A 26,300-nucleotide genomic window follows, 5' to 3' on the forward strand; every position below is an offset into this window, starting at 1 on the left:
GAGGTCTTGACTCTGAGAGGAGTGTACATATTTTGGAATAGTTCACAGAAATTCGTGAGATTGTTATGTCAGAGAAAAGAGAGAAATTCGTAAAATTGGCTGAAGGGCGCACGCGCACGGCGCTGGATGCCATTCGCAAGATCGGCAATCTGTCAAACAAGCGTGCCTACGAGTACGATGAGCAGGACGTAAAAAAGATCGTTAGAGCGCTTCGGGAGGCCACCTCTGATCTGGAGCGGAAATTCAGCTCGTCGTCGGTAGGCGACTCCGAGACTTTTAAGCTTTGAGGAAGAAGTGATGAGTGCCGAACCGCTGCAAATCCATGATGATCGTTTCCTGATCAACCGCTTGATTGAACAAGCACCTACGCACACCTTGGTGCGTGAGTTCTTCATGAACGCGCAAGAGAATGCTGCTCTCGCGCCTGACGGCCGACGTGAGGTCAAAATCTATCCCACTATGGTCAATGGTGTCCGCAAGCTTACCTTCTGGAACACCGGCCCCGGTATGGATGATGCCGAACTCCGCACCGCAACAAACCTGTCGTCTTCGATCAACAAGCCAATGGCGTTGGATGGCAATTTCGGGATCGGCGCAAAGGTGTCCGGACTGACTGTGAATCCGGCAGGCATCCGATATCGGTCATGCAAGGATGGTGCAGTTCATGAGGTAACCATCGGCTACGACGAAGCGGAAATGACGTATGTCCGGTACCCCGTGATATTCGAAGACGGGACCGAGGACACGGTCTATGATGTCACAGAAGCTGCAGAAGCCGAAGGTCAGGACACCAGTTTCGATTGGACCGAGGTGGTTCTGTTCGGAGAGGACGATGATCACGATACCGTCGCCGAACCTATCGGCAAAGGCGTCGAGGTTGAGCGTAGTTATGTCACTTCACAGATTTTTCGCCGCTTCGCAGCCTTCCGACCGGGAGTCGAAGTTCGCATAGACGTGTCAATGACCAAAGGTGGGGGCAAGGATGAAACGGGACGCAATCGCACGCTCAAACCGCTTTCGTCCATCCTCTCCGAGTTGCCGAATGCGGAAGTAATGACGTGTCCGGAGACCGGAGTGCGTGTGCACTACATACACGATCCAAAACATCCGAGTTATAGTCACTCGATTAGCGCTCTCAAGAATCCCGCCACGCAGTCCACCACCTTCTGTGCTCTTGTCCACAAAGACGAGCGGTACGACATAAAGAATAGAAAGCGGTGGTCTGCGGCAGCGCCAAACTTCGGAATCCCGTTCGGCTCTACAGTTCTGACCGTAGAAATCATTCTGCCCGACACCATGGCTCTACCCAATCAGTATCGCGACGGACTGACGTCGCCGGGGGACCGCTCGCCGCTGACAGCCGAGCATTTTGCCGGAACGGTGCGGGAATTGATGCCTGAGTGGGTAAAAGAAGTCATCCGGAACGCCCACCCACCGACTGATGACAATCTCGACGACCTTCAGCAGGACCTTCAGAAGTTGCTCGATGAGTTCAAGGTGCCTACGGTCGCCTTCGCGCCTTCGAAAGCTTTGCCGGATCGGGTAGACAATGTTGATGAAGGTAACGACGAAAGCGAACAAACTGAGGGCGATCGTCTGGACGACGACGAAGAAGGCATCCTACGTTCGATCCGACACCAAACCCGACGCGCGACTAAGAAGCATGTGCGTAAAGCGCCGGAAGGCGCGAAGCTGTCCAAGGAGTCCAAGGCGCTCGAACGGGTGCCGACTATTGAAATCCTGACTTCGCCAGAGGAAATCGAGGCCAAGGGGATCAAAGGACGTGCTGGGAAGTTCTACAAGGAGGCTCAGACCCTTTTTGTGAATGGCAAATACTCCGCCGTTGACCGAATGGCCGCTGAACTGGAAGTTTCATTTGCCGGTCAAGGTGATCCAGAAGTCATTCGTTCTTTGGTTCTCAAAGCAGCGCAGCGGTTCACTGCTTTCCGGGTCGGAAAGGCTACGTGTTACGCCATCAGTAAGCGGTTGGCAGATGATTGGAGCATGGACGATCTCGACAGAGCCACGTCGCCGGAGTCACTTTCACTATCCGCAGACGACTATCGTCAGAGCATTAATGCGGCCCGCAAGTGGATTCGCACCGAATTGAAGGCGGGGGTCGTCGAGGAAGTCGAAACCGAAGCGCTTTGATCTTTTCGACGTGTATCGTCCTGCTCTTCGGGGGTCATGGCTATTTCTGCAGGCGGAGGTCTCAATACCAACTGACAAGCGATTATGACAACACCCCGATCGCATACCGGATTTCAGTAGGTAGGATTTTCTGTTCAAGCTGGGTTATAGTAAATTGCATCGAGCATGGCGACGCGACCGTCCCACAACTCTGCATCAACGCCGTTTGGCCTGGCGGAATTGAACCACGGGGATACCCTTATCGGCTCGACTACTCGCGCCCAGTAGTTTTCGAGATTGAGCGTTGACTTGGCAAATCCAAGTCCTGACGCGATGCCATCCAAATTAGGTCTACTGATACAAACGAAAACGTCTGGGCGTTTCATGGCAAGCAATCTTGTTGCAGTTGGATAGCTTCCAGTTCTCTGCGATTTTTTGAAGGCCAAAAGGAAGCTCTCGCAAAACCGGTCATATTGATTTTTGCTTACGTCACCATGGCGTGGAATGCCATCCAGTGCAGCGGCAAGGTGCGGGTCTTGCTCTGATACCCTATTTGCAAAGTCTCCCATGCCCTTCATGGAGCCAAACCATCCCCAATCATGGTCGTCGAGTCCTGCCGCCTCCCTCTGTCGTTTTCCGATGACCCCAGAGATCGCCTTCCACTCATTCGGGGAAAGGTCCCCGAACGAACTCACACCAGAGATCATTCGCTGACACGCTCGCAAGAGCGCCAATCGTTCCGACAAGTTGTGATACTTTCCAGATCGAACAGCCGTAGCGTAATCTGACCAGCTCATGTTTGCCAACGTGGACGCCAACTGCTTAGCTCTTGGACTTGATCCTGGAAGTACCGGGTTCTTGGGCTTTTTGAGTTTCTTTGCTGCGCCAAACTGAAGACGGTACCTATCTGCTAGATCTTTGGTGACAGGCTGCTGTAGTGCCGAAAAATTCTCGATGGTTTCACGTATTTCCTTGAATACAATCGCGCTCACTGGCCCCTTGATGTGCAAATTTGCTTCAATGTTCACGCCGAGACCGCCATTTGTGAAGTTCGAGCTTCCGACGACAGCCTCTGCTTCGTTCCCGGTGGAACAGTAGTAGAGCTTCGGGTGAAATGTCCCCTTGTCGCTCAGCGCGACAAAGCTATTGGCTACGCCAACCATTCGATCAACTAGGTCGGGGTCGGTCTGACAGAATGCCAACCCAAAAGTCACCGAGCGGAACTTGTGAGCCTGTTTGAACAGGCTATCAGCGACAGGCCCATTGGAACCCCATGCGCTAGCGACATAGATCTTATCGTGTCTTTTGAATAGCTTCGCGAGCAACTGGGACATCTGCCGTGCATCAACCAATTTCACAGACATAGCTGACCTCAAAAGGAAAGGGGCGCCACGGTTCAGGGCTTTGTTCTGGCGCAAAAGTCATACGTGCGTAGCCACTAGGCGCGCGTTCAGCAACTGGAGACTGAGGCCGCTGCTTGCGTTGGAACTAAGCAAAGCGCTGCCCTGAAGCCGTTTACTTGGGTGTCCGTGGGTATCACTGGGGTTGCAGGAGCGGTGAGCTTGAATGCTCTGGCGTGTGGCAGGTCAAGACAATCTGCCATTCGCAAAGAACAAGCTTTTCAATCGGCTACGTTGCAGGTTGAGCGATCCTGAAACAGCATGCGCGGATCACAAGCCTAATTGAAAATCCTCATGTCGGTGGTTCGATTCCGCCCCCGGGCACCATTAAAATATAATAGTTACAAGGCCTTGACTGCTGATCGTTGCCTAATCACGATCTTGGAATTTGGCTTGGGTATCATTCGGGTATCATAACACAGTCAAGCTCCAGCGATTGCATCAAGCGTCTAAGCGTATCCCTCCTAGGGAGTGTCAGACGGTTTCTCGGAGATGTCGCGCGAAACTGCGACCACCTTCTTACCGTCAACGAGGCCATCATTTACTTCGGCACACTTTTCTTCCACGAGCGCGACGAGTTCTTGAAAGTTGACCGCGTTGCCATCGACAAACTTTCGGAAGGCGCTTCTTTTGACCTTCTTGGTCTTCTTGTCTTTCTCGACCTTTCTTGGACGAGCTGCGTTCACAAGAACATAGATCCCTGTGTGGGACGAAGGCTCAAGCAAATATTGCTTGGAAAGCTGATCGCCCGGGGTGTTGACCAACTGATCTCCTTTCCAATGCGCCATGTCGGCGAGCTTGATCTCAACTGACACCTTCCCCAGTGCGTCTACTCTCGAATGCAGCCTGAGATCAGGCCGCTTCTCACCCGCGACTTCTTGCTCCCTGATGACCGTGTAGTAGCGCTCCCCCACGTCTCGCAGACGGGCGGCCAGCCAATTTCTTAAATCGCCTTCCTTCGCTTCTCCTCGCCGGAAGAATGCGCTTTCATCATCGTCTGAGGTGTGCAGCCGTTCGAGGAGGGTCGTTAGATGCGATTGGCAAAGCTTCCTGAACTCTTCCACATTCGCGGGTGCCTTGGACTGATCGTTGAGAAACCGAATTGCTTCATCAGGTGAAAACTCGGGCCTTCTTCCGGCCCCTCGCTTCATCAGCTCGATCTGGTACAAAAACGTATCCCGGTAGCCCGCAAGCGTCTTTGACTTGGCTAGCCTTTCAAATGCCTTGACAACATCGGGTGTTTGAAACGCAGCCAACATATTGGTGTAGTTTCTTCTGTTGCTCTCGGCGTGATCCTCTTTCCCCGGAGAATAGACACTTTCGTGCTTCACATCTTTCTCGGGAGGCCATGCCAAGTATGATGCCTGAACCAACCACTCTAGAAGAATTGGGTCTTGCTTATACTCACCTCGCACAGGGTCCGATCCTTCCTCAAGAGCAGGCTTGTTACCCTCGCGCCCCAAGTATTCAAAAAACAGCGCCCTCTGCCCTGCGCTGTGGAGATCACCAAAGGTAGAGATCAACACACTTCTAGCGGCGTTTGAGTTCGCATTCATGAGACCATCAAGCCAAACCCACGCCTCTCTGAAATCAAACCGGGTCAACGCCGCTCGATAGCCTGAGACAAGAAACCTAGAAAGGCAGTTCTGCTCGACAGCAGGGGCGCGTGCCACGATGTCTAGACAGAGCATTCTATCGCGGCGGTTCTTTGGAAGATCACGCATCATCATCCGCAGGAGCATCGGCGCCACTAGGCTTCTAGTACCGACATCAGAGTAGGCAATTTTACTCACGCAATCAGACACGTGGTGGTCATCGTCCCCTCGCTCAGTGTTGAAGTCTGCCAGCAACGCAGCTTTGATCTCAGAGCAAAATTGGCTTGGAAAATCTTGTGCTAGATCTCCAACCCATTCGGGAAAGCCATTCAACTCGTGAAACGCGTAGCGGAAAGCCTTGCGTGCAAGGTTTGCATCGCTGGGCATCTCTCCAATTGAGTAATCCAAATTGATGCCAGCCAGGCCGATGTGGCCGAGGTATGTTCGTCTTTCAGCGTAGCTTGTATCATTGGCCTTCCAGTATTGCCGCAGGCCATCTCTGAACAACTGGGCAATCCTAGGTCCGTATTCCTCTTGGACTGCGCGGATCGTCCCCGATCCAAGATCGTCTGGAGCCTTGTCGAAAAGCCAAACCGCATTGCTGTTGTCAAACTCACCTGCTGCAATACTTTTACGATTTTTCGAAAAAAATTTCCGATTCTTTCGGGCGGTTCGCCATAACTGAACGGCTTCCTTCCTTTTCCGGAACCACCTCTGAGCGTCATAGCGATATTGATGTTGAACGCGAGGTTTTTTTCGGAGATACCAGCCACGGACACCGAATTTCCACCGCTGATCGTCGTCCCCATACTTTCTCAAATATTTTCTAAACTCACCCACTGCATTCCTGTGCTCTTCCCCTCGAAGTTTGGCCAAAATGGCTTGTGATAGGTCAAGCAAGAACGCCCGCTCATTTTGATCGGAGGCCTTTGATGCGAGTTCGCAATAGTAGAACACATCGGACTGATCGAAGACGTCTCCATTTTCTTCCTTATCATCAAATTCTAAAGGGTAGAATACTCCGAACGGAACGCGATGCCGCTGAACGCGATCAGAAAATAGCATTAATCGTCGTTGAACGAGAGCGTACTTGACATCCGGTCGCGCCCGAAGGCCACTCGCGAGTTGCTTTGTTGGCGCTTTGCGGCCAAAGACGTCGATCCTGTGATCTTTGCCCATCGCCATCTCAATGGCATCGAGTAAGTCTTCATCGTCTGGCTGCAGCCCCTCATCACCTAACAAGTCAGAAGCCAAGTAGATAATGGCAGGCACAAACCTTCTATAGCGAGCCGAAGCTTCGGGCATTCGATAGCGGTTCTCGGATCGGCCAGTTAATGCAAAGCGCAGCAATATTAACAGCCACAAATGCTTCTGGAGTTTCGGCAGTTCGTCAAGTATTTCTATTAGATACTGAGATGTTGCGGACGAATAGTTGGAGCGTTCTCTGCAAATTCGTGAAAGAATGGCAATCCCGTCGAGCAAGGTGGCTTCGCCAAAGCTGTACTTCAATGCCTTCAACAGGAACATATTCCAGTTCGGAGCAGTATCCGTATCCTCAACGTCCGGCGGTGTAGTTGTCAGGGCTTCTGACAGCACATCAGCGCGAAATGACTCATCTCCTATTTCATCGAGGGCAGCACACGCCTCCGCTTTGCTGCGATAGCCAATTCCTGAATGCTTTACGTAGCCAGCCAATTTGGCAGCAAGCGGACGCATCTTTCCGAACCGAGCAACTTCAATTAGAAAGTCAGTCAATTCAGGAGAACTGGATTGGTCCAGAAGCTCGCCGACTACGGGCCACAAGTCAGGGTGAGTGAAGCGCTTTACATCATCATGATAGAACCACTCGCCTCTGTATCGAAGGTCATCATACAGACGAGCTTGACTGCGTAGTGCGACCTCCTTGTCGCCGGCAGAAAGTGACTTTGGGTCTCCAGTCTCGACAAGCAGCGCCGGTCTCACCCTCGCCACAAGCGCATTTGCTGCGCTATTCAAGGCCGCCAACCAGCCCATGACGTGCTCTGTTGACTGTGGGATCGACTGACGTCCAAGACCTTCGGCAAGAAGTGGCGCGATTGTTACTTCGGAATGCGCTCTTGCACGCAAGCTTTCGTCGAAATGCTCAGCAGCAAGGAAGTCCCGTATCTCCCGATGCGCAAACCTGATGCGACCCCCAACAGATGGCTGAAATAGCCCGCAGGCGAGCAGCTGGCGAACCTCTGTTGTGGTCCATGCTTCCACATCTGTAGACAGTATATTTGCTGCATTCATGGCATCACCTGCCGCCAACGGCTGGACAGAAAAATCCTGTTTACCCGACAAGACCACGAAGGCTGCGAGTTTTGCTGCGGCCCTGCGTGCCCGGTGAATGTCAATGTTCAAGCGATCCTTGTTTTCAGATCGTCCGAATAGCCGCCATCCTACCAAATCGCGCATGACTTGAAGTCTTGATTTGAAGACGTCATTGGGGGAGCGGCCTTCATCAATGGCCTTTTCCCAAACATCTAGGAATAGGTTCGCGTCCAACGGTTGCTGGATTAGGGCACTAGTAAGATGGGCGTTTACGGCGTGTATGAAGTCCGTGGGCTCCACGTTGCGAGAAACAGCAAGTTTCTCAATGTCCTCACTCGCCAGCGGTGCTAGCCGATAAATCTTGTGTGTCGGATCGTCTCTTCCCAAGTCCTGTTTGGCATCGCGTGTCTGCTTTATGAAACGAGTTAGACGTCTTACATCGCGCTCCCCAAGCCACTCGCTTGGGCGACTGGTGACTAGAACGTGCATGGCCCCCCGTCGTCGCCCAACTTCACGTGAGACAATGTCTAGGGCTTTTTCCAGCGCACTCTCATTGCGTGAAGACGGCAGGCGCGCCTCGTCGAGCGCGTCAAGAAACAGATACCCTCCCTTTTTTGATCGTTTCCATTTTTCAAATCGGTCGCGCTGGTCATCCAATTCGAAATCAAATGAGTCCGCCAAATTTCCATCTTGTAGCGCTTCCAAGCGCATCAGGAATGCGTCTTCCCCATCCTCAACGAGGCGCTTCACATGTTGACGAATTTCAGTTGTTTTGCCAGATCCGGCGGTGCCAAGGAGAACAGATATATCGTTCGTAAGAATTTCTTCCCACGTTTTTCCCGTTTCACGCGTTGCGAGAGAAGCCCAAATGCTATCCGGCTCATCGTCAAAGTCCACCGAATGAATTTCGACGAAACGCCGTGACAAAGAAACGTACTGGCCGCTGTTCACATTAGCCCCCTAAACACCTTGGGCGATAGTATCAGCGGTGTGGTTCATGCGCCATCTCGCTTGGCAGACACTCCATCAATTTCAGAAGGATAGAGCGTAGTTGCCGGCAAAGCATAGAATGTGTCACGCAGTGGCCTTTTCCGTCCCCACGGAGTATGAACCCCAACGCTCAAAAATGAAGAGCGCGATACGCGCTCCTCGGTCTTTGCTTTTTTGGTGAGCGGCCCTACGCAGGCTTATTGGGCCGCAAGGCTCTCCGCGCTTCTTTCTCGGCAGCGGACCCCTTCACCCACTGCCAAGGGTTGCGCGGCTTCCTTGCCTTCGCCAGTTCAGGGTTTGCCTTGGTGTCGGTGATGGCTGCTCGCAGGCGTTCGCGGGCCTCGCGCGGGTCGATCTTGAGTTCGTCGCACAGGGCTTTCAATGTGATGATGTCGGACATGTCGATCTCCTGAGTTTCCATTGCAGATCGATAAGATGAGGTCAGCAGGCTTGTCAGGGACAACCCTAGTTCGGCTTGAAGATTTCCGAGATGTCCACGCCGAGGGCCTTGGCGATGCGCTCGACCACCAAGATCGACGGGTTGCGCTTTCCGGTTTCGACGCTGCTCAGATAGTTCAGGTGAGTGTCCGCGCGATGGAATTGAGGTGCTCGCTGTGGCGTAAGGCGGCCATTCTTTCGGGCATAGGCTGTACGTCATATTCGACTTAGGCGAGCGGGGGGGCAAAGTTCGTTAGTGCACAGGGGCAGCAGTGCAAGTTCTGACTGAGGGGGTCACCAAGCCACCCACATCTTGGTCTCATCGGGACCATCAAACTCTTGGTCCCGGAACAGACTTTCCATGGTAGCCTGATACTTGGCTACCGGCACCGCGTCATAAATGTAGTGTATTGTGAAATGGTCACCCAATATCCTGTCACATTTCGGGCATCCACAGCTTAGGTAGCTTTCTTCCATGGTGCGCGAGTAGCGTTCCTTGACGTGCTCCCAACCGCCAAGCTGCTCTAAACCCTTCAGAAGCTTCTTTTTGGCGATGGGATAGCGACCTACCTCAGAGAGACTTATTCCGAGCTTCAGCGCCGTTGGGTCGGAGTACTTGGGATCGCCAATCGTGATCCCAAGCATAGGGATCATTTTGTAAATCTCGTCGCATTCCCGGTGCCAGCATTCCGCCTCCGCTTGCAGAACATATACGTTGATTGGGTCGCTTGATGAAAATCCGAACTTTAGGCTGCCGTTCAGTGCTGCTCTAACAAAGTCGCGAGCTGGCAGTGTCTGACCGGGATACCCCTCAAGAAAGACTTCGTAGCCACCTTCGGCTGTCTCATTTACGCGGCCCTCCATGACCTGAGCAGATGGCCTCAGTTTCTTCGTACGGTGCATCCATACAACCTCGACGCCTGAGGCGGAATATATGTCCTGACGCCTTGTGTAAGCTTCGTGAGACTGGGGCGACCATTGAACCTCCACAGCAACACGTCGACCGTCACGCTCGAGTAATACATCTGCGATCCACCGCTTGCCGGTCGGTGTTGTCTCAGAGGCCTCCAGAGTTGCTGTCCACCCTTCAGACTCTCCAACGGCAGCAGCAAGGTGCTTCAGCTCAAGATGTTGTTTGGTTTCAGCCATGATTCTCAATCGGCCTCCTCAGTACGAAAGGATGCTTGCCCGTGGTAGCAAAGTTCGTTCCACCGGTCACGTCCGATAAGCGGGTTGTATCCATGCAGGCAGCTCAGGTCGCCGATGTCCAAGTAGAGACGCGAGTTGGGCAGCGCCCGGTGCAGCGCCTCGAGACGAAACTGACCGAGCCTACAACTAACCCCGAGCTTGGAGAGCGAAATGCGCGCGCGGCGGCGTTTTATTGAGCCAGCAGCGCCGGGGCGTGCTTCGCGCATGGTGATCCCGTCGCAATCCCGGCTGGCGCGCTGTGCGCCGCGCTCACGGCGATCATCCCGGCACCTTCACGGACACGGCGCATCGGCACGGCTACTCCTGTGGTCTCCCTCGACGGCACAAGAATTACCCTGACGGGCGATGGCTTCCAATCTTATTGCGCTGGCATCGAAACCAGCCAGTGAGGAAATCGACAATGACGATACACGCGACATGGGCTTTCAACGGCCAGACGAAAATCATCTTGGGCAACTGGCACCGCCTGTGGTGTCTACTGTTCGGCCCGTTCTATTACCTGTTCAAGGGCATGTTCCTTTGGGCCATCTTGTCGTTCTTCACGTTGAATGGCCTGTGGGTCGGCTTCCCCCTGTTCAACCGCGCCATCGTGCTGCGCATTACCATCGCAAAGGATGGGTGCAAGAATGACCGCCCGAGCAGTTTGCCACCCGAGTGGAACCCGGCGCTCGATACCGAAACCCACCGCGAATGCGGACCGCATGAAAAGACTCGGCAATTTGGCTCCGGCTCGCATCCGACAGACTGATAGATAGTCACCGTGTCGCTCTAGAGGGTCCAACCCGGCACTCACGGAAGTGCTGGCGAAGGGTGACCACAGGGGGATGGGGGAGGCTTTTTTTGACGGCGCGCGTCTTCCGGGCAGACGAGGGGTCATATCCACCGCCAAAATTTTGGGTCGCTGGCCGCTACTTGAGAAACGCCAGACATAGTTGCTCAAGTTTCTCATCTTTCTCAGTATTTCGCTGACAAACATCACTTGCGATGATGATCACCAGTTTTGTGAGTACATTGATCAACTTGAGCATCTTCGAGGTCATGTTTCGTCAAGTCGCCATGTCCAGCCCTTCCCTTTCTTTTCTGACACCACGCCAGCTTCCGACTTGGCCCGGTTCAGGGTGGGGCGCGAGATACCCTCCTTGTCGGCTCGCTCGAATAAGTCGGCGGATGCCATAGGGCCGGTCGCCAACACCCTCTCCAGAAATTCGATGGCACGACTAAACTCGCTCCTGCCGTCTTGCCCTTGGCTCTCAAGGTCGTTGGCCGAATAGTCAGTTCGCCCGCGCCACTCGATCACCGGCAAGCCTTTCTCCTGCGGCACGATTTCATAGACAAAGCCTTGCGGCTTCGCGCCAATATTGTTTTTGACTTGGGCGAGAATGCGCAGTTTCTCATCGTCTGGGTGCGCCGCGACGGCAAGTGTGGTTCTGACAACACCGACGACATCAATGGCGCCCACGCCTCGATAGATCGCTTTCCCCTTTGACCCTTTCGTCCAGTGACGGATCACAACAACCGCCGGGCCAAACTCCTTGAACAACCGGTCCAGCTTGTGAAGCCCAGCGCGGATCGAAGTCGGTTTGCCGAGGTCCACCTTGTCCGACAGGAAGGAATATAGCGTGTCCACCACGACCAGATCGGGGGTGTGGTCTTCCATTTCGTCCCTGAGGCGTCGCAGGCCTTTGTCATCAAAGACAAGGAAGTCATCGAGGACGCGGACCCGGGCAAGGTCCGCCCCCATTTGCTCCATGCGTGGCCTGATTGTGTCGGCAGCGTCGTCCTCTGAGCTGATGTAGAGAACATTGCCTTTATCGACCCTTGTCCCATCGGGAAGTTTTCCGCCAGTGCTCACCAACGCTGCAATGTGCATACACAGATACGACTTACCTAGTTCGGGGTCGCCTTCGAGGATGGTGGTTTTCTCGTATGGGATCAGTGAAGGCCATAGCCAATCGATTTCCTTGGCTTCGATCTCGGCGAGCGTGCGGAATGTATCGTCCGTTGTCATTTGGTCACCTCCACCGTGTCGAGAATGCGGAAAACCTCCTCCTCCAGTTTTCCGAAGTCGTCACCGTGCTTTTCTCGAAAATACGGGCTGCCCCAGATCACAGCAGCAATCTCGTTGGGCGTAGCGCCTGCCTCACCGAGTCCAGCCACCATCGCGTAAATGCGATTGGAACGGTTCTCTGCCCTAACTTCTGTGTGCCTGATCAGCGACCGGGTGGACGTGCTCAGGTGCCGTCGATACTTTTTGAACACGGCCATCCGGTCCTGCAGATATGGATCAAGATCGGTGCGAGGAACCGTTGCGGCCTTTCGCCGGATACTCGATGCCAACAGCGTTGGCCGTTCAGAGATCAGACCAGATGCGAAATGCTGCATCGGAATGAACGGCTTCCCATACTCCGGTTTGTGGTTGAATGAACCGGGGAGGCGCAGGATCTTGTTGGCAGAGCTTCCCGCTTTGTCGCCGCCGTGCCGGTAGGCAAGCGCCTTGGAGAATGCCGAGGCCTCCGCGTAATCGTGAAAAGCGTCCCAGAACCAAATAGCCTGCGTTCGCCCCGGTGATGTCTGCCAGATCATTGAAGGATGCGGCTGGAAGGCATTTGGGTCAGCGCTGTCTACATCACACCAACCCAACCATGAGTCTGCGACGCTGACGAGGCGGCGGTCCCGACGCACGTATACATTGGGGCTGAAATACTGGTCAAAGTGGTGGCGGTCATATTTCCATAAGAGCGTTGATAACCGCATGTCCGGCTTCAGGGTTCGAAACTTCTGGATCATTTTTCGAGATCCGCGCTTTCGAAAAACGAGGTTCACGAAAAGCTCATCCGGGCATTCAAGATGGGGTTCCCAAAGGGCGAAGAGAAATTCCTCTTGGTCCTTGATGACAACGCGCTCCGGCCACCCATCTGTCCAAAGCGCGGGGGTTGCATAGTCGTCCAAGCAATAGTTCATTGGTATTTCCTCAAATAGGCATAGCGACACGAGGCGGAACAACCGCGTGTGGTGTCAGCTGGTTGGTTGGGGGTTGCCGGTCAGTATTCGGCGTAGTGCGTGCGGGCGCGCTCAGCGTCGCGCTCGGCGAGCCAGTCCTCGATCTCGGACATGAACCAGGCAACGCTGGTCCCGGCCATGCGGATACGCCTCGGAAAGCGCCCTCGCGCTTCCCACCGCAAAAGCGTGGTGCGGCTCACGTGGATGCCAAAGCGCTTCAGGTCGTCGCGCGTTGCCAAGGTCTTGCGACCGTCTTCGATTTTCATGTTGGTTTCCTTCAACTTGGGGTGAAGGAATGCGCATTCCGTCTTCTCAGCCGATGGTCAGAAGGTAGCGGATGCGGAGTCAGAAAAAAATTGGAAGGAAATCAGTTCATTTACCGATTGGATTCTTGCGCCGTCCTGCTTTTGCCAAGTCTTCACGCCCCGTTATCTCGATGGCGCGTTTGCGAGCTTCTTTGAATGCGTGGTCGGACAAGCGCGGGAACCGATTTTTGGCGTCACGCTTCAATGCTTCAAACGGAGGAATTGTTCTCTGAGGGTCCGAGAAAATTTCAACCAGCCAATCAAGGCACCGGTTCTTCGCCAACTGTGTTGGGGACGCCGGCTGAATTTCCATGCCGCGAACCCATCGCCTCAATTGTTCGATGTGAATGCTACAACGAACAGGTTCATTCATGCCGTGGTGAAAAACGAGGTCATCACGCAAGATAAACCGAAAGAACTCTTGGTCCGGATCCTGTGGTCGTAGGTCGCCGCTATGCTTGAAGTCGAGAGTGTGCCAGTGAGCGCTTACTTCCCCGGACCGCAGCGCATTTCGGAGGATAGCAAGTGTCTCTCGATGCTCCGGGCTTTTGGGGTCTTCGCTGAAATCATCACGCCACGCATTAATGAAAATTTCGCGCCCGACGACTTCGAACGCGCCTTTCGGGCCTTCAAATGGATTTGCGTTGGCGAGGTGCGATTTCGTCATCTTGCTTTTGAACCAATTCCATAACGTGCTGCGACCATGTAGCGAGGGCTTCGCGCTTTTCGTCGGCATATGAATAGACATTGTAGATAGCGGCCACGCCTGAGACCACACCCGTCTTGTGGTTGAGCAATGCTTCTGTGACAGGCTGTGGAACGCCCAGCATCGCCATGTTGGTGGACATCGTGCGGCGCAGGTCGTGGATGATCCATGGCTCCGTGCCCTCAGGCAATGCCTTGTCGAGCCGATCCTGCACACGACCAAAGCCCGACACGGGCGACTTGCCGGTGGTCGTGAACACATAGTCGGAATTGAAGAACCTCGGCGTCTTGCACAGCACCTCAAGCATCGCGTCAGTGATCGGCACCGAATGCTGCTTGCCGTTTTTTGCCCGCGACGAAGGCAGCGTCCAAAGGCGTTTTTCGAAGTCGAGTTCCGACCAGCGCATTTCAGCGACCTCGGCACGTCTCTGGCCGCTAAGCATCAACAGCTTCATGCAATCCCCAAATGGATAGCCCTCGTCGCCACAGACCGCCCACAGCGCGCCCAGTTCATTATCGGTTAGGACACGCTCGCGAGGTTTTTCCTTCGAAAGTGGCTTCATCCCCGCGATGGGATTGGCCTCCATCATTCCGCGCTCGACGCACCACCCCATCAAGTGCTTTAGGTGAGCCAAGGCACGGTTTGCGCTCGTTGGTGCGGTTTTGTGGATCACATCGCAGGCTTTCACGACATCGGCACGCTTGATCTGGTCGATCCGTTTGTTGTGCAGGGTGGCGAATTTCTCCAGCAACGCTTGCTTGCGCTTCCAGTCACGATTGTGAACCTTGGCGTACTTCTCAATGTAGTCGGGGATCATTTCGCCCAGCGTGGGTTTTGTTTCAACCTCGATGCCAGTTTGATCCTCAAAGCGGCCCGTCTCGATTTCGTAAAGAACTTGCCGCACTCGTTCACGCGCTTCTGCCAGCGACACGACGCCGAACCGTCCGATTGTCAGGCGCCGCATCTTGCCGTTGATGCGCTTGTGTAGGCAGAACGTCTTGGTGCCGGACGCGCTGATGCGCAGGACAAGACCCGGCATCAACTCGTCCCGAAAATCGAGACGTTTCGACGGATCGGGCTTCTGGCCCTCGATGAACTTGGTAGTGAGTTTGCGTTTCATAAGCCCATGATAAGATGGGGGGATGAGTTCCGTCAGGGACAATCCTGAACGGATCGTGACGGTCTAGAGTGGTCTGCAACACAGCATCTCGATGCGCCGCAATATCCTAGGACAAAAAAAAAACACCCTAGGATGACTAGACAATACCCTGGGGAGCGCATATCTCGGAGTTCATGGGCCTGACGGGCCATCCACCGACGCAACAAACGAGATCGATATGAGCCAAGATCATGACACGAAACGTGCAGTCACATCCCACGTGGAAAAGCTGCGTGAAGACCAGATCACCCAAATGATAAATGGAACGGGAACCGTTGCCGGGATGATGCAAGTCTGGCTACCAAACATTCAAGGAAGGTTCGATCAAGGCGGCAGGAACGCCAGTGCCCTGCTGGAGCTGGGAGAGTCCCTTTCCGAGATTTTTGCTGAAACAACTACCGCGGGAAGGTCACAATCGACGCTCTCCGCTGGCGGAAATGCGTGGGAAACACTTGTTTGCTACTACCTCAATCTCTGCCTGATTGGATCGAATTCGATTGTCATCAAGAAGCGTTCTCTCGTTCCCACGGTCGTTCAAAAAGCGTTGACGGTTTCCTACGGAAATACCGATGCCAATACTGAAAGCGATTTAGTGTGCATCAACTTCCCAGATGATCCGACGCTGTACACCGATTTGAGATCCCGTGAGAAGCTGACCGAGCGTTTGAACTCGGTTGCGGACTCGCACTGGAGGGATCTGTCTGTCTTGGTGGTCCAAACCAAGACCAATTGGAATGACAATGCTCAAATTCCCATGCTGTGGGACATGGTGTACCAAGGAGCCCCGCACTTTGGGGATGTTCAGGTTGGAACTGGAACAAAGTTTTTCGGAGATAAGAAGAGCGACGAAGCTTTCGCCCAGATTCGCTATGCCTTTGTTACGGTCCCTACGAACAAGTCTGTCTATAAGCCCACGAGCATGCCCGTTGAACGTGTGCGCAACCTCAGTGGTGGGAACTATTGGGGCAAGCCTTCCCAGAAGGGCATTGCCAAGTCTTTGGACCGCATTTTCGTCGGAGCAAGGCTTGGTTCGGGTGAGGGGGCACTTGTCAGCGACACCGTATCCCGTCAATTGTCTCAACTTTCCACGACGTACTCTTACTTTGGCCTCAAGTAAGACGTCTTACTTCAAAAGCACGACGTAACCGCTCAATCGGCTACGTCGCGCTTTCGATGATCTTCCTGAAATGCTTGCCAACCGCTTCGGCTAGCCCAACAGGCACCGCGTTACCGATCTGCGTGTACTTGGGAACTTCGCGGTCGAACAAGCCTTCGAGGGGGTTGCCTGCGCGTCGTAGGCCCCCGGTCGTGCGCTTCCCTGCAAACTGGTACCAGTCAGGGAAAAGCTGGAGGCGCGCCCACTCGCGCACCGTCAACGCGCGCGGCTGGCAGAAATGCACGTAGTCATCTGCGAGCGAAGTCGCCGTGATGTTCGGCTGGGTGTTTCCCCACCGGGCACGCAACACGCGCTGCGAGAATTTCTTGGTTTGGAACTGCTCCGGGATTTCCCCGTCGTTATCCAGCATGTGCTGGAACTTCGCGACGATATTCGGCTTGTGCTTGCTATACTCTTGCTCAGTTAGGGGCACGGTCTTGGAGTGGAACCACGAGGGCGCTGTCCTGAGCATGCGCTGTAGGTCGTTCTGCGGTGTCCTCGGATAGGCCTTCGTTACAAACGGACCTTTCGCGAAATTGCCACTTGCAAGGATTCCGGGGATACTTTCGTCGATCAGATCTCCGAGCAAGTCGATCAGGTCCGGGAAGCCCCCGGTTGGTTTAGGGAGGAAACCACATTTCACCGCGTCCTCGGGGTGGGCCGACGGGTCAAGTAAATCGCACGCCTCCAGAACGTCCTGTCGCACACCTACTAGCAGAACGCGGGGCCGGTTCTGCGGCACCCCGTAATCCTTGGCTTTCACGAGCGAGTACCGAACCGTGTAGCCCGGTATCGAGCGGAATTCCGCGAGAACGTCTGGGAAGATCTTGTCCGTACCGCCGCGCGTCCACTTGGCGTTCAGCAGCCCTTGAACGTTCTCGAAAAGGAAGATGCGGGGACGCAGACGCCGGATGACATGCGCCATGCGCACGAACAGGTGGTTCGACGGCAGGTCGGCCTTGTCCACGTCATACGAACGACGAATGCCGATACCCGAATAGCCTTGGCAGGGCGGACCACCGGCCAGCACGTCGAGGTTAGACCCGGCGCCTGCGCGTTCGGTCGCGCCCTTGTCGAACGACAGACCAAGCTCGGGCAGGTTCTTGAGGTCGGCAACCAACTGGTCCAGACGCTGGCCACGTAGCTCGTTCGCATCGTTGCACCGGAGGTCCTCGTTGGCAGAGAAGTGCATACCCCCGAGGACATGATGCCGGTTCTTGAGGTATGTCGCCATCGCATCCGGGTTCAGCTCGTTCACGAACACCGGCAGGAAGCCCGCGTTCTCGAACCCCATCGAAAGGCCACCACAGCCCGCGAACATGTCCACCATGTGCATCGGGCGACGGTTCGACCCCGTAATGTGCGCCGCGTCATCCGTTGCGAGGGCATGGGGTGTGGTGGCTGTTTCGAGCATATCCCAGAAGGTCAATTGTTGTGGTTTCAGGTGGAGCATATCTTGTTCGGGCGGCGGTGTGAACGACTAAACCTGCCCGATTGTCATGTTTCCTGACTAAGATAGCCTTAACGCGACAGGCAATAGCGAAAAGAACGAAAAAAGAACACGCGGCGATGCCCGAACATGAAAGCTCCCAAGCCCTGACGCCATCCGAGAAACGCAAGTTAGCGCGTCTGCGAGGTGTCTTGCTGTCGTGGTGGGGCGAGCATGGTGAAGCGTTCCCGTGGCGTCGATCCGACGTTAGCGTCTACGAGCGAGTCTGCGTGGAGGTTCTGCTGCAACGCACCCGGCGAGAAACCGTGTCGGCGATCTACGCTGACTTCTTCGAACGCTTCCCTGACTGGAGCGCCCTTGCTTCGTGTCCCGAGGAGGAGCTTGGCCAATACCTCCAACCCCTTGGCCTGTGGCGTCGAAGGGCAGCCTCGCTAGGCGCGCTTGCCCGGTATGCCGACGAGCATGGCGGCATTTTCCCAAGCACCGAGAAGGAACTCGCGAAGGTGCCCGCGGTGGGCCAGTATGTGGGCAATGCCATATTGTTATTCCAGCACGGCAAGCCTCGTCCACTGGTCGATGTGAACATGGCTCGTGTGGTCGAACGCGTCCTGAGACCACGCCGCCTCGCAGACATTCGGCATGATCCGTGGTTGCAAGCGGCCGCGGCTTGGCTAGTTCGGTCATCGCCGGTGGAAACCAATTGGGCCGTTCTGGATTTCGCGGCCAAGGTTTGTCGCGCGCGCAACCCCCGTTGCAACGAGTGTCCACTGGTGCGCCAGTGTTCGTTCGCCAAGGCCCTGAGGAAAGGTCAACGGGGGTCATGATGCCCCCATGGGTATCACTGGGGTAGCAGGAGCATCGTGCTTGAATGCTCCGGCACGAGATGGGGCGAGACGATCTGCCAAGCGCAAAGGTCAAGGTTTTCAATCGTCTACGTTACGGTTTGAGCAATCCTGAAACGGAGTGCGCGGATCACAAGGCTAATTGAAAATCCTCGTGTCGGTGGTTCGATTCCGCCCCCGGGCACCATTTTTCAAACGCACTCATGTTACGCGCGATGGCGCGATGAATGCGACCCGGTGGCTGTGCGCCGGGCCTTGGTCAGGGTTTGGCAAGGCCGCAGCGGACGAGGAAGAGTTGGATTGCCTCGTCTGCGATGCGGTCGGCATCCAGCGGATCGCCCTGCCCCGTGCCCATCAGCATGCGGGTCTGCGCTTCGTATTCGGCGTAGTGCTGCGCCACCGCCCACATGTTGATCTGGAACAGCAGCGGGTCGACCGGAGCGATCTTGCCATCGTCGATCCAGCTCTGGATCACCGCCGATGCCTCTTCGACCGCTGCTTTCAGTCCCGGCCAATGTTCCGTCATCTCGGGGGCGCCGCGCGCCATCTCCATGGCGAACAGCCGCGAAATGTCCGGATGTTCCAGCGCGTGCCGGACCTTGTTGCCCACATAGCTGCGGATCGCCGTTTCGGGATCGTCCCGGCTGGACGACACGAAAAAGATCTCGCGCCATTCGGACAGGATATAGCCCAGCACGTCCTGATAAAGCTCTTCCTTGCTGGCGATGTAGTAGTGCAATTGAGCCTTGGAAATTCCGGCGGCATCGGCGATGGCCTGTGTCGATGTCCCGACCAGCCCGTTGCGCGCAAACTCGCGAATGGCCGCATCGCGAATGGTGTCCCGCATCCGTGACCGTTTTGTCCGTGCGACATTCATGTGTTTTCGCCTCGCCTGTTGCGGATCAGATGCGCGCCAGTTTCCGTTCAACCCGGCCCAGGAACTTTTGCCGGTCCGTTTCTGTTCTGTGATTCATGCTGTGCAATTGCAACCATGACGTCCGGCAGTTTCGGTGAAACAGCACACGGAATCCGCGCATCATCAAGGACCGGTTGGGATCGCGGATAAGCCGCAACCACCACCATGGCGAACCGGAGGTGGTGACCACCGTAAATTGGCGGATGTTGCGCAGGTTGCCCGTTGCGCGTTTGCCCTTGCCGGACGGGATGCCAAAGGCCACGCCGGGCAGCCAGACCCGTTCCAGCCAGCCTTTCAACATTGCGGGCGGCCCGTACATCCACGTCGGATAGATCAGCAGCAGGCTTTCCGCCCATAACATTGCGTCCACGTGGTCCTGCAACTGCGCAACCAGCTGTTCCGGCTGGGTCGCGTAGCGGTTCCAGTCCTCTTCCGAAAGCACCGGGTCAAAGCCTTGGCGGTAGAGGTCTATGACGCGCAGGTCATGTCCCTGCGCGTCCAATGTCCTGCGGGCCGTTTCAAGGAGCGCGGCACCATAGCTTTCCGCACTGGGATGGGCAAAGACGATCAATGTCCGCATCGCACGCGCTCCTTTCTGGTGGTCAGTTGCCGGTCAGGGTGGCGCGAATGTCCAGCCCGTGGCCTTTGTTGACGAAACGCGTGTCAGCCACCTTGGACAGATCGACAGCCCCGTCTTCGATGATGCCCGACGACACGGCCAGTTCATGGAAGGCCCGAATGCGTTCGTCGGTCAGGGCACCGATGCCAAGCGTCGTTGCGTCGCCCACGTCGATGATCCCCAGCTTGTCGAACTGGGCCATTTCCTTGTCCAGCTTTTCAACGGTCATTTCAGGATTGGCTGCGATGATCGCGCCATAGGCCGCGCTGCGATCCCCGTAGAGAAAGTTATACCAGCCTTCGATCGAGGCATTCAGGAACCGCTGAACAAGGTCGGGGTTCTCGTCGATCAGTTTCTGACGGGTCTCGATCGTCGTGGCGTAGGTGCTCCAGCCCTGATCGGCCAAAAGGAACGTATCCACGTCCGCGCCCTGATTGGCGGCATAGATCGGTTCAGCGGTGCCATAGGCCTGCTGAACCAGCGCTTCGTCGTTCAGGAACTGGGCAAGGTTGAAGCCATAGGGGCGCAACTGCTCATCCCGGAATCCATGCGCATCGACCAGCCATTGCCAAAAACTGAACTGCCCGTCCTTGGAGATCAGCACCGTCGACGCCTCGGCCAAAGCGGCGAAATCCGCGTAGGCACCGGAATGCGCCATCAACGCCTGCGGGTCTTTCTGGAAAAACGCCGCGACGACGGTGGTGGGAATGCCGTTGCGCACATTGTCGAAGGACAGCAGCAGGTTGCCCGCCATCAGGAAATCCAGCCGCCCGGCAGACAGCATCGGGCGGTTGTTCACCTGCGGGCCGCCCGGGCGGATTTCGACCTCGAGACCGTATTTTTCATAGGTGCCGTCGACTAGCGCCTGATAGAATCCGCCGTGCCCTCCCTGGGCCAGCCAGTTGGTTCCCAACACCACCTTGTCGTTGGCCCATGCGGCCCCCGCAAGCACGACGCCGCATATCGCCCCAAGGGCGGTTTTCAATCCCAGCATTCCGGTTCTCCTTGTTGGTCAGTCCTTGCGCGCCATGTCGGCGCTCCAGCCCCGGGTTTTGCCCGGGTTCATCAATCCATAGGGATCGGCCAGTTTCTTGAAGGCGATCTGCGTGTCGTCGATTTCCTTCATGCCGCCATCTTCGATGGTCACGACATGGGGATCAAAGATCGTGCAGCCGTCTGTGTCTTCCAATTCGCGGATCAGGCGATAGGTCTCGTCCTTGCCGCGGTAGCGCACCAATGGCAGGGCAAAGATCTGGATCTCGCCGTCCATGCGCGCCATTTCGTGATGCCAGAAGATTTCATCGCCATAGCGCGCCATCTGCTTCATCACCAGATCGGGGTCGAAGGGGCGCGGATAGGCCACCTGTAGATAGGTCCAGCCCTTGTCGACCTTCAGCGCCTGCAAGGTCGTGTGGTTCCAGCCGCATTCATAGGCCGGTTGCAGGCCGGCATCGCGGATTTCGGGCTTGGTCATGGCAAAAGAGATGCGCCCGCCCATACGTTCTGCCTCGGCCTTGAAGCGCTCCATCTCTTCCGGGGCGACCATGGCAAAGATCGCGTCGCGATCCTCGGGGAACAGATCCCCGAACTTGCGGTAATAGGGCGCAAAGCGCCGCTCCACCGCCGTCAGCAGATAACAATCCAATCCGTCGCTTTGGGCCTTGGTGGCAAACTCCAACGCCCGGTCATAACCGTCGAACAGCGCGGCGGTATGGATCCATTCGGTCGCCTGCGTCAGCGTCAGGCCCAGTTCGACGACAATGCCGTTTGTGCCATAGGCATGCTGAACCTTCTGGATCTCATCGCCGTGCAATTCGATGATCCGGGGTTCCGGTTCGACCGTCACGACCTTGACATGGGTGACATTTCCCGGGTCGCGCAACATCCCGTGGCGCAAAGAACCGATCCCGCCGGAACCGCCGGCAAGAAAGCCGCCGATGGTCGCCATCTGCCGTGTCGACGGATACATCAGCAATTCCTGCCCGGTCTCGCGCACCGCGTCATCCAGACGCGAAATGCGCGCGCCTGCCTCGACGGTCACATGACCCGGCGTGATCTCGATCACCTTGCTGAGGCGGGTGAGATCCATGATGACGCCCCCCTCCATCGGCACGCACTGGCCATAGTTGCCGGTGCCGCCTCCGCGCAGGGTCAGAGGCACCTTGTGGCGCGCCACAAGCGCGGCGACATGCATCACCTCTTCGACGGTCTGCGGCATGACTAGCAGCTCGCCGCGCAGGTCCTTGAGTTGTTCGTTCAGGATGGGGCTGTACCAGAAATAATCCTGCGACCGCGCGGCAAGATAGTTCTCGTCGTCGTGCACGCGGATGCCGTCAAGCGCAGCCGTAAAGGCGGCCTGATCCCAGTTGGTGGTCATGAAGTCTCTCCTTGAAATCCCGGCACCCGAGTGCCGTTGTGCCAGACGTCGCGCGGCGTTCCCGCCCGGCTCAGCGCATCGCCCGGCCCGGTTGCATCGAACCGGATGAATGAAGCCGGCCCGCCTTCGCGCAGGGTCAGATCCCGGCCCAGCCAGCGCGCCGGTGTGTCGCTGATGGCGTCCAGCCAATCGTCATGCGGCAGGTGCCCGTTCAGCACTGCCAGCCGGTAGACATCCCATAGGTCGTAATCGCCATAGGGGTAAAAGCCGTCGCGCACGTTGTCCGATCCGATCATGACCGGAACTCCGGCGGCGCGCGCCTCATGCATCGGAGCCAGTCCGCGCAGACGGGGCGTGCGGCCCGTGCCGCCGTCCTGAAGATAGCTGTTCGCCCCCGGCAGGACGGTCAGCCCGACACCGGCCGCAGCGGCCTGTTCCAGCACGCGGGCCACATCGTCAGGCGGACGCACCGACAGCGCGCACCCATGGCCGCACAGCACATGCCCGCCCATGCCGCGCCGGGCCGTTTCCGCGATGATCGCGTCAATGCCACGGGCCTCTGGCTCGACCCCTTCATCGACGTGGAAATCAAGATCGAGCCCGTAAGTTTCGGCAAGGTCAAAGACCCCGGCAACCTTACGTTCCAGATCGTCGTTTCGATAGACAAAGGCCCCCAGCACACCACCCGCCGCGCGGACGGCCTTTGCAACCGTGGGGCCAATCTCGGCAAGGTCATCCAGGGGCGAAAGCGAGGCCAACTGCAATGCGACGCGCCCCTGCCAGTGCTGCGCCAGTTCACACAGCACCGGCCACGCGGCGGGGGCCTCGGGGTGCAGCCAGTCAACATGGCTGCGCATCACAGCCGTGCCATGGGCAAAAGCCCGGGACAGCCCGCGCCCTGCCCTGCGCAACAGGTCATCGGCGGTCCAGCGCTGCGCGTCTTCGGACATCATGTCGATGGCGTCGAACAACGAGGTCGCCCGGCGCGGCATCCGGTCGATGGTAAAGGTCTTGTCCAGATGGACGTGGATGTCCGCCATGGGCGGCATCACAAATCCGCCGCCTGACTGTTGAGAGGGTTGCAGCGAAACGATCCGCCCCTCGCCCAGCGTCATATCCCATGTCCCCGACCGGCCAGCCAGCGCCAGCCCGGTCAGGGTTTCTGTTTGCCGTGTCGGTGCATTCATCGCCATCAGCCTTCGCGCTTGATCTCGCTCTCGTGCCAGTGGCCCAGCACGGCGCGCGACAGCCAGGAGGTGGCCAGGAAGATGATGATGCCCAATAGAGAAACCAGGAACAGCGCCGCGAACATGCGCGGAATCTCGTTCCGAAAGCTGGATTCAAGGATGCGCGAGGCAAGGCCCGTGTTCTGTCCGGCCGTGCCGGCAACAAATTCGGCAACCACGGCGCCGATCAGGGCCAGACCGCCGGCAATCTTGAGCGCGGCCATGAAATACGGCAGGGCCGAGGGGATCAGCAGATAGCGCAAACGCTGCCACGGCGTTGCCTGATACATACGAAACAGGTCGCGCAGGTTGTGGTCTGCGCTGCGCAGACCGATGGCCGTGTTCGACAGGATCGGGAAAAAGGCCACGATCCATGCGCAGATCAGCAAAGCCGCGAATGTATTGCTGACATAGATCAGGATCAGCGGCGCAATCGCCACGACCGGCGTCACCTGAAGGATGACCGCGAAGGGGAACAGGCTCATCTCGATCGGGCGCGACAGGGCAAAGACCATGCCCAGCGTCACTCCGCCGATGATGGCAAGCGCCAGCGACAGCAAGGTCAGCTTGACCGTGAAGGCCGCGCTTTGCATCAGCGAAGCCCAGTCGGTGACAAGCGTCTTGGCCACAAGGCTGGGCGCCGGGATCAGGTAATGCGGCACCTCGTTGTACCAGACCAGAAACTCCCACAGCCCGATGGCAAGACCCAGCGAAAGGATCGGCAGAAGGATACGCAGCCGCCGTTCGCGCCGTTCGCGCAGGATACGGGGATCGACGATGGGCTTGGCAGACATGACGGGGACCTCGGGATCAATGGTTGAGATCGACATTGTGCAGCGTCCCTTCCAAGGCGTTGCTGACCTGCTTGCAGGTCTCGGTGTATTCGGCGGACATGCGATATTCGGCGTTGCGCGGATGGCTTCCATTCAACGCGATGTCGTGCACCACGCGGCCCGGACGGGCGGCCATCACCACGACGCGGCTGGAAAGATATACGGACTCGAACACCGAATGGGTCACGAAAATCACCGTCAGCCCGTGCTTTTCCCAAAGCGCCAGAACCTCGTCGTTCAGCTTGGCCCGGGTCATCTCGTCCAGCGCGGCAAAGGGTTCGTCCATCAGCAAAAGCTTGGGCCGCGTTACCATCGCCCGCGCGATCGACACCCGCATCCGCATCCCGCCGGACAATTCCCGGGGATAGGAGGCGGCGAAATTCGCCAGCCCCACCATGGACAGCGCCTCTTCGACCCGCTCGCGCGCGTCGGATTTGCTCAGCCCGTGCAGCTTCAGCGGCAGATAGACATTGTCAAAGACATTGGCCCAGGGCATCAATGTCGCTTCCTGAAAGACAAAGCCGATGTCACTGCCATCGGTGCCCTGCCCGGCCGGGTGGCCGTTGACGGTGATGTCACCGCTGGAAACCGACAACAAACCGGCGATCATCTTCAGCGCCGTGCTTTTGCCGCAGCCGGACGGGCCAAGGAAGCTGACGAATTCGCCCTGCTTGATCCCCAACGTCATGTCGCGCACCGCCACGGTGCCATTGCCGAACGCCTTTTCCACGTCCTGCATGTCAATGAGGTTCGGCACCTCGGGCCGGTTCGATAGATCGGTCAACGTTCAGGTCTCCGGTTTGCGGTCCAGCCACGACAGCGGGATGCCGTCGATCTCGGCCATGGCTTCGACCAGACAGGTGACCGCATGGGTCAGCGTGGCCTCGCCTTTTTCGGCGGTGGCAAGATGCGCCTCACCGCAGGCGCCGGCGGTGTTCAGATCCTGCGTTTTCCAGCCCGGCTTGACCCCTCGGGCCAACCCGATGTGACGGGTCTGTTCAGCCAGATCCTGCCCGCGCGATCGGAAATCCCGGGCCAGGGTCATGTCCACATTGCCCGGATCAAGTGCCAGCATGACCGAGGTTTCCATATCACCGGCGTGGATGCCGTGCCGTTGCTCGGCCTCGGAATACAGCCCCTCGGGCAAGCCCAGACCGACCCAGTTGAGTGAAAACGTCATCATGTCATGCGCCACACGCAGATGCCGCGCCGCCTGATCCATCGCCGGGATATTGCCGCCGTGCCCGTTCAGGAAAACCAGCTTGCGCACCCCGGCCCGCGCCACGCTTGCGCCGATCTCGGTCAGCACCCGGCCAAAGGTTTCGCCCGTCAGCGTCAGCGTTCCGGGAAAATCAATGTGCTCATCGCTTTTGCACACCGATTGCGTTGGCAGGATCAGGACCGGACTGTCCGCTGGCAGCGCCTGGGCCAGCCGCCTGGCAAGGTTGTCCACGGTACAGGCGTCCACCGACATCGGCAGATGCGGCCCGTGCTGTTCGATCGCCCCGATGGGCTGAACGGCGATGATGCGGTCATGGTCCAGCTGCGCAAAGGCGTGGCGGGAGAGATCTGCCCAGTACCGCGTCATTCTGCGCGACCTGGGACGGGCGTCCGAAACTTGATCTGGGTCATTGTCATCCTTCCTTGACGCAACGCT

General features: G+C 56.9%; 24 protein-coding genes. 5 read left to right on the forward strand and 19 right to left on the reverse strand.

Annotation, left to right across the window (positions count from 1 at the left end; translation table 11 throughout):
* Positions 1 to 65 precede the first annotated feature (65 nt).
* Both KJP30_RS20180 and KJP30_RS20185 read left to right on the forward strand, forming a co-directional pair.
* Positions 66 to 287, forward strand: a complete 222-nt coding sequence (locus KJP30_RS20180; RefSeq protein ID WP_020043693.1) for a hypothetical protein — start codon at positions 66 to 68, stop codon at positions 285 to 287.
* 10 nt (positions 288 to 297) lie between these two features.
* A complete protein-coding gene (locus KJP30_RS20185; RefSeq protein ID WP_218451171.1) occupies positions 298 to 2,151 on the forward strand; it encodes a hypothetical protein in 1,854 nt (617 codons plus the stop codon).
* Positions 2,152 to 2,285: 134 nt separating this feature from the next.
* Here the strand turns inward: KJP30_RS20185 and KJP30_RS20190 are convergent, their stop codons facing one another.
* The 5 genes from KJP30_RS20190 to KJP30_RS20210 form a co-directional block, all read right to left on the reverse strand.
* The gene (locus KJP30_RS20190) at positions 2,286 to 3,494 is read right to left on the reverse strand and encodes a phospholipase D family protein (RefSeq protein ID WP_218451172.1); all 1,209 of its coding nucleotides are present in this window, start codon (positions 3,492 to 3,494) and stop codon (positions 2,286 to 2,288) included.
* Between the two features lie 500 nt (positions 3,495 to 3,994).
* Positions 3,995 to 8,368 (reverse strand): NACHT domain-containing protein, encoded by a 4,374-nt coding sequence (locus KJP30_RS20195; protein WP_218451173.1) that lies wholly within the window; start codon positions 8,366 to 8,368, stop codon positions 3,995 to 3,997.
* A gap of 226 nt (positions 8,369 to 8,594) precedes the next feature.
* The gene (locus KJP30_RS20200) at positions 8,595 to 8,807 is read right to left on the reverse strand and encodes a hypothetical protein (RefSeq protein WP_218451174.1); all 213 of its coding nucleotides are present in this window, start codon (positions 8,805 to 8,807) and stop codon (positions 8,595 to 8,597) included.
* Positions 8,808 to 8,872: 65 nt separating this feature from the next.
* Complete coding sequence (locus KJP30_RS25115) at positions 8,873 to 8,986, reverse strand: helix-turn-helix domain-containing protein (protein ID WP_218451229.1); 114 nt, start codon at positions 8,984 to 8,986, stop codon at positions 8,873 to 8,875.
* Positions 8,987 to 9,139: 153 nt separating this feature from the next.
* The gene (locus tag KJP30_RS20210) at positions 9,140 to 9,994 is read right to left on the reverse strand and encodes a competence protein CoiA family protein (RefSeq protein WP_218451175.1); all 855 of its coding nucleotides are present in this window, start codon (positions 9,992 to 9,994) and stop codon (positions 9,140 to 9,142) included.
* Between the two features lie 460 nt (positions 9,995 to 10,454).
* On the opposite strand from KJP30_RS20210, the gene KJP30_RS20215 reads away from it, so the two are divergent.
* On the forward strand, positions 10,455 to 10,802 hold the full coding sequence (locus tag KJP30_RS20215) for a hypothetical protein (RefSeq protein ID WP_246594654.1): 348 nt from the start codon (positions 10,455 to 10,457) through the stop codon (positions 10,800 to 10,802).
* 288 nt (positions 10,803 to 11,090) lie between these two features.
* On the opposite strand, the gene KJP30_RS20220 is transcribed toward KJP30_RS20215, so the two are convergent.
* From KJP30_RS20220 to KJP30_RS20240, 5 genes are all read right to left on the reverse strand, one after another.
* Positions 11,091 to 12,062 carry an AAA family ATPase gene (locus tag KJP30_RS20220; RefSeq protein WP_218451176.1) on the reverse strand — a complete coding sequence of 324 codons (972 nt, stop codon included), beginning with the start codon at positions 12,060 to 12,062 and terminating at the stop codon, positions 11,091 to 11,093.
* A complete protein-coding gene (locus tag KJP30_RS20225) occupies positions 12,059 to 13,003 on the reverse strand; it encodes a DNA-primase RepB domain-containing protein (RefSeq protein WP_246594655.1) in 945 nt (314 codons plus the stop codon). Before KJP30_RS20225 ends, KJP30_RS20220 begins: the two co-directional genes overlap by 4 nt.
* A gap of 92 nt (positions 13,004 to 13,095) precedes the next feature.
* The gene (locus KJP30_RS20230) at positions 13,096 to 13,320 is read right to left on the reverse strand and encodes a helix-turn-helix transcriptional regulator (RefSeq protein WP_218451178.1); all 225 of its coding nucleotides are present in this window, start codon (positions 13,318 to 13,320) and stop codon (positions 13,096 to 13,098) included.
* A 106-nt stretch (positions 13,321 to 13,426) separates the two neighbouring features.
* The gene (locus tag KJP30_RS20235) at positions 13,427 to 14,026 is read right to left on the reverse strand and encodes a hypothetical protein (protein WP_218451179.1); all 600 of its coding nucleotides are present in this window, start codon (positions 14,024 to 14,026) and stop codon (positions 13,427 to 13,429) included.
* Positions 13,989 to 15,185, reverse strand: a complete 1,197-nt coding sequence (locus KJP30_RS20240; RefSeq protein ID WP_218451180.1) for a tyrosine-type recombinase/integrase — start codon at positions 15,183 to 15,185, stop codon at positions 13,989 to 13,991. Before KJP30_RS20240 ends, KJP30_RS20235 begins: the two co-directional genes overlap by 38 nt.
* Positions 15,186 to 15,402: 217 nt before the next feature.
* On the opposite strand from KJP30_RS20240, the gene KJP30_RS20245 reads away from it, so the two are divergent.
* Positions 15,403 to 16,341, forward strand: coding sequence for a hypothetical protein (locus tag KJP30_RS20245; RefSeq protein ID WP_218451181.1), 939 nt, complete (start codon positions 15,403 to 15,405; stop codon positions 16,339 to 16,341).
* A gap of 40 nt (positions 16,342 to 16,381) precedes the next feature.
* Here KJP30_RS20245 and KJP30_RS20250 read toward each other — a convergent pair whose 3' ends face one another.
* A complete protein-coding gene (locus tag KJP30_RS20250) occupies positions 16,382 to 17,833 on the reverse strand; it encodes a DNA cytosine methyltransferase (RefSeq protein ID WP_218451182.1) in 1,452 nt (483 codons plus the stop codon).
* Between the two features lie 116 nt (positions 17,834 to 17,949).
* Between KJP30_RS20250 and KJP30_RS20255 the strand changes: the two genes are divergently transcribed.
* Entirely contained in the window at positions 17,950 to 18,654 is a 705-nt protein-coding gene (locus KJP30_RS20255; protein WP_218451183.1) for an HhH-GPD family protein, read from the forward strand.
* 277 nt (positions 18,655 to 18,931) lie between these two features.
* Here the strand turns inward: KJP30_RS20255 and KJP30_RS20260 are convergent, their stop codons facing one another.
* The 8 genes from KJP30_RS20260 to KJP30_RS20295 are packed head-to-tail and all read right to left on the reverse strand — an operon-like array spanning position 18,932 to position 26,231.
* Positions 18,932 to 19,519, reverse strand: a complete 588-nt coding sequence (locus KJP30_RS20260; RefSeq protein ID WP_218451184.1) for a TetR family transcriptional regulator C-terminal domain-containing protein — start codon at positions 19,517 to 19,519, stop codon at positions 18,932 to 18,934.
* 55 nt (positions 19,520 to 19,574) lie between these two features.
* A complete protein-coding gene (locus KJP30_RS20265; RefSeq protein WP_218451185.1) occupies positions 19,575 to 20,168 on the reverse strand; it encodes an NAD(P)H-dependent oxidoreductase in 594 nt (197 codons plus the stop codon).
* Between the two features lie 22 nt (positions 20,169 to 20,190).
* A complete protein-coding gene (locus KJP30_RS20270) occupies positions 20,191 to 21,201 on the reverse strand; it encodes an ABC transporter substrate-binding protein (RefSeq protein WP_218451186.1) in 1,011 nt (336 codons plus the stop codon).
* Between the two features lie 18 nt (positions 21,202 to 21,219).
* Entirely contained in the window at positions 21,220 to 22,584 is a 1,365-nt protein-coding gene (locus tag KJP30_RS20275; RefSeq protein WP_218451187.1) for an FAD-binding oxidoreductase, read from the reverse strand.
* Positions 22,581 to 23,777 (reverse strand): amidohydrolase family protein, encoded by a 1,197-nt coding sequence (locus tag KJP30_RS20280; RefSeq protein ID WP_218451188.1) that lies wholly within the window; start codon positions 23,775 to 23,777, stop codon positions 22,581 to 22,583. The genes KJP30_RS20275 and KJP30_RS20280 overlap by 4 nt, the downstream gene beginning before the upstream one ends.
* On the reverse strand, positions 23,777 to 24,640 hold the full coding sequence (locus tag KJP30_RS20285; RefSeq protein ID WP_218451189.1) for an ABC transporter permease: 864 nt from the start codon (positions 24,638 to 24,640) through the stop codon (positions 23,777 to 23,779). Before KJP30_RS20285 ends, KJP30_RS20280 begins: the two co-directional genes overlap by 1 nt.
* Positions 24,621 to 25,427: an ABC transporter ATP-binding protein gene (locus KJP30_RS20290; protein ID WP_224874727.1), complete on the reverse strand. Its 807-nt coding sequence runs from the start codon at positions 25,425 to 25,427 to the stop codon at positions 24,621 to 24,623. Before KJP30_RS20290 ends, KJP30_RS20285 begins: the two co-directional genes overlap by 20 nt.
* Positions 25,428 to 25,430: 3 nt before the next feature.
* Complete coding sequence (locus tag KJP30_RS20295; protein WP_218451190.1) at positions 25,431 to 26,231, reverse strand: creatininase family protein; 801 nt, start codon at positions 26,229 to 26,231, stop codon at positions 25,431 to 25,433.
* Positions 26,232 to 26,300: the final 69 nt, after the last annotated feature.

Source organism: Antarctobacter sediminis (assembly GCF_019218285.1).
Taxonomy (GTDB): Bacteria; Pseudomonadota; Alphaproteobacteria; order Rhodobacterales; family Rhodobacteraceae; genus Antarctobacter; species Antarctobacter sediminis.

Coding starts and splice junctions, on each gene's coding strand:
- KJP30_RS20270 (WP_218451186.1), bottom strand. CDS start 21,201: ATGCTGGGATTGAAAACCGCCCTTGGGGCGATATGCGGCGTCGTGCTT.
- KJP30_RS20280 (WP_218451188.1), bottom strand. CDS start 23,777: ATGGCGATGAATGCACCGACACGGCAAACAGAAACCCTGACCGGGCTG.
- KJP30_RS20180 (WP_020043693.1), top strand. CDS start 66: ATGTCAGAGAAAAGAGAGAAATTCGTAAAATTGGCTGAAGGGCGCACG.
- KJP30_RS20210 (WP_218451175.1), bottom strand. CDS start 9,994: ATGGCTGAAACCAAACAACATCTTGAGCTGAAGCACCTTGCTGCTGCC.
- KJP30_RS20255 (WP_218451183.1), top strand. CDS start 17,950: ATGCCCGAACATGAAAGCTCCCAAGCCCTGACGCCATCCGAGAAACGC.
- KJP30_RS20185 (WP_218451171.1), top strand. CDS start 298: ATGAGTGCCGAACCGCTGCAAATCCATGATGATCGTTTCCTGATCAAC.
- KJP30_RS20260 (WP_218451184.1), bottom strand. CDS start 19,519: ATGCGGGACACCATTCGCGATGCGGCCATTCGCGAGTTTGCGCGCAAC.
- KJP30_RS20245 (WP_218451181.1), top strand. CDS start 15,403: ATGAGCCAAGATCATGACACGAAACGTGCAGTCACATCCCACGTGGAA.
- KJP30_RS20265 (WP_218451185.1), bottom strand. CDS start 20,168: ATGCGGACATTGATCGTCTTTGCCCATCCCAGTGCGGAAAGCTATGGT.
- KJP30_RS20220 (WP_218451176.1), bottom strand. CDS start 12,062: ATGACAACGGACGATACATTCCGCACGCTCGCCGAGATCGAAGCCAAG.
- KJP30_RS20200 (WP_218451174.1), bottom strand. CDS start 8,807: ATGTCCGACATCATCACATTGAAAGCCCTGTGCGACGAACTCAAGATC.
- KJP30_RS20275 (WP_218451187.1), bottom strand. CDS start 22,584: ATGACCACCAACTGGGATCAGGCCGCCTTTACGGCTGCGCTTGACGGC.
- KJP30_RS20285 (WP_218451189.1), bottom strand. CDS start 24,640: ATGTCGATCTCAACCATTGATCCCGAGGTCCCCGTCATGTCTGCCAAG.
- KJP30_RS20230 (WP_218451178.1), bottom strand. CDS start 13,320: ATGAAAATCGAAGACGGTCGCAAGACCTTGGCAACGCGCGACGACCTG.
- KJP30_RS20215 (WP_246594654.1), top strand. CDS start 10,455: ATGACGATACACGCGACATGGGCTTTCAACGGCCAGACGAAAATCATC.
- KJP30_RS20250 (WP_218451182.1), bottom strand. CDS start 17,833: ATGCTCCACCTGAAACCACAACAATTGACCTTCTGGGATATGCTCGAA.
- KJP30_RS20295 (WP_218451190.1), bottom strand. CDS start 26,231: ATGACGCGGTACTGGGCAGATCTCTCCCGCCACGCCTTTGCGCAGCTG.
- KJP30_RS20235 (WP_218451179.1), bottom strand. CDS start 14,026: ATGACGAAATCGCACCTCGCCAACGCAAATCCATTTGAAGGCCCGAAA.
- KJP30_RS20190 (WP_218451172.1), bottom strand. CDS start 3,494: ATGTCTGTGAAATTGGTTGATGCACGGCAGATGTCCCAGTTGCTCGCG.
- KJP30_RS20240 (WP_218451180.1), bottom strand. CDS start 15,185: ATGAAACGCAAACTCACTACCAAGTTCATCGAGGGCCAGAAGCCCGAT.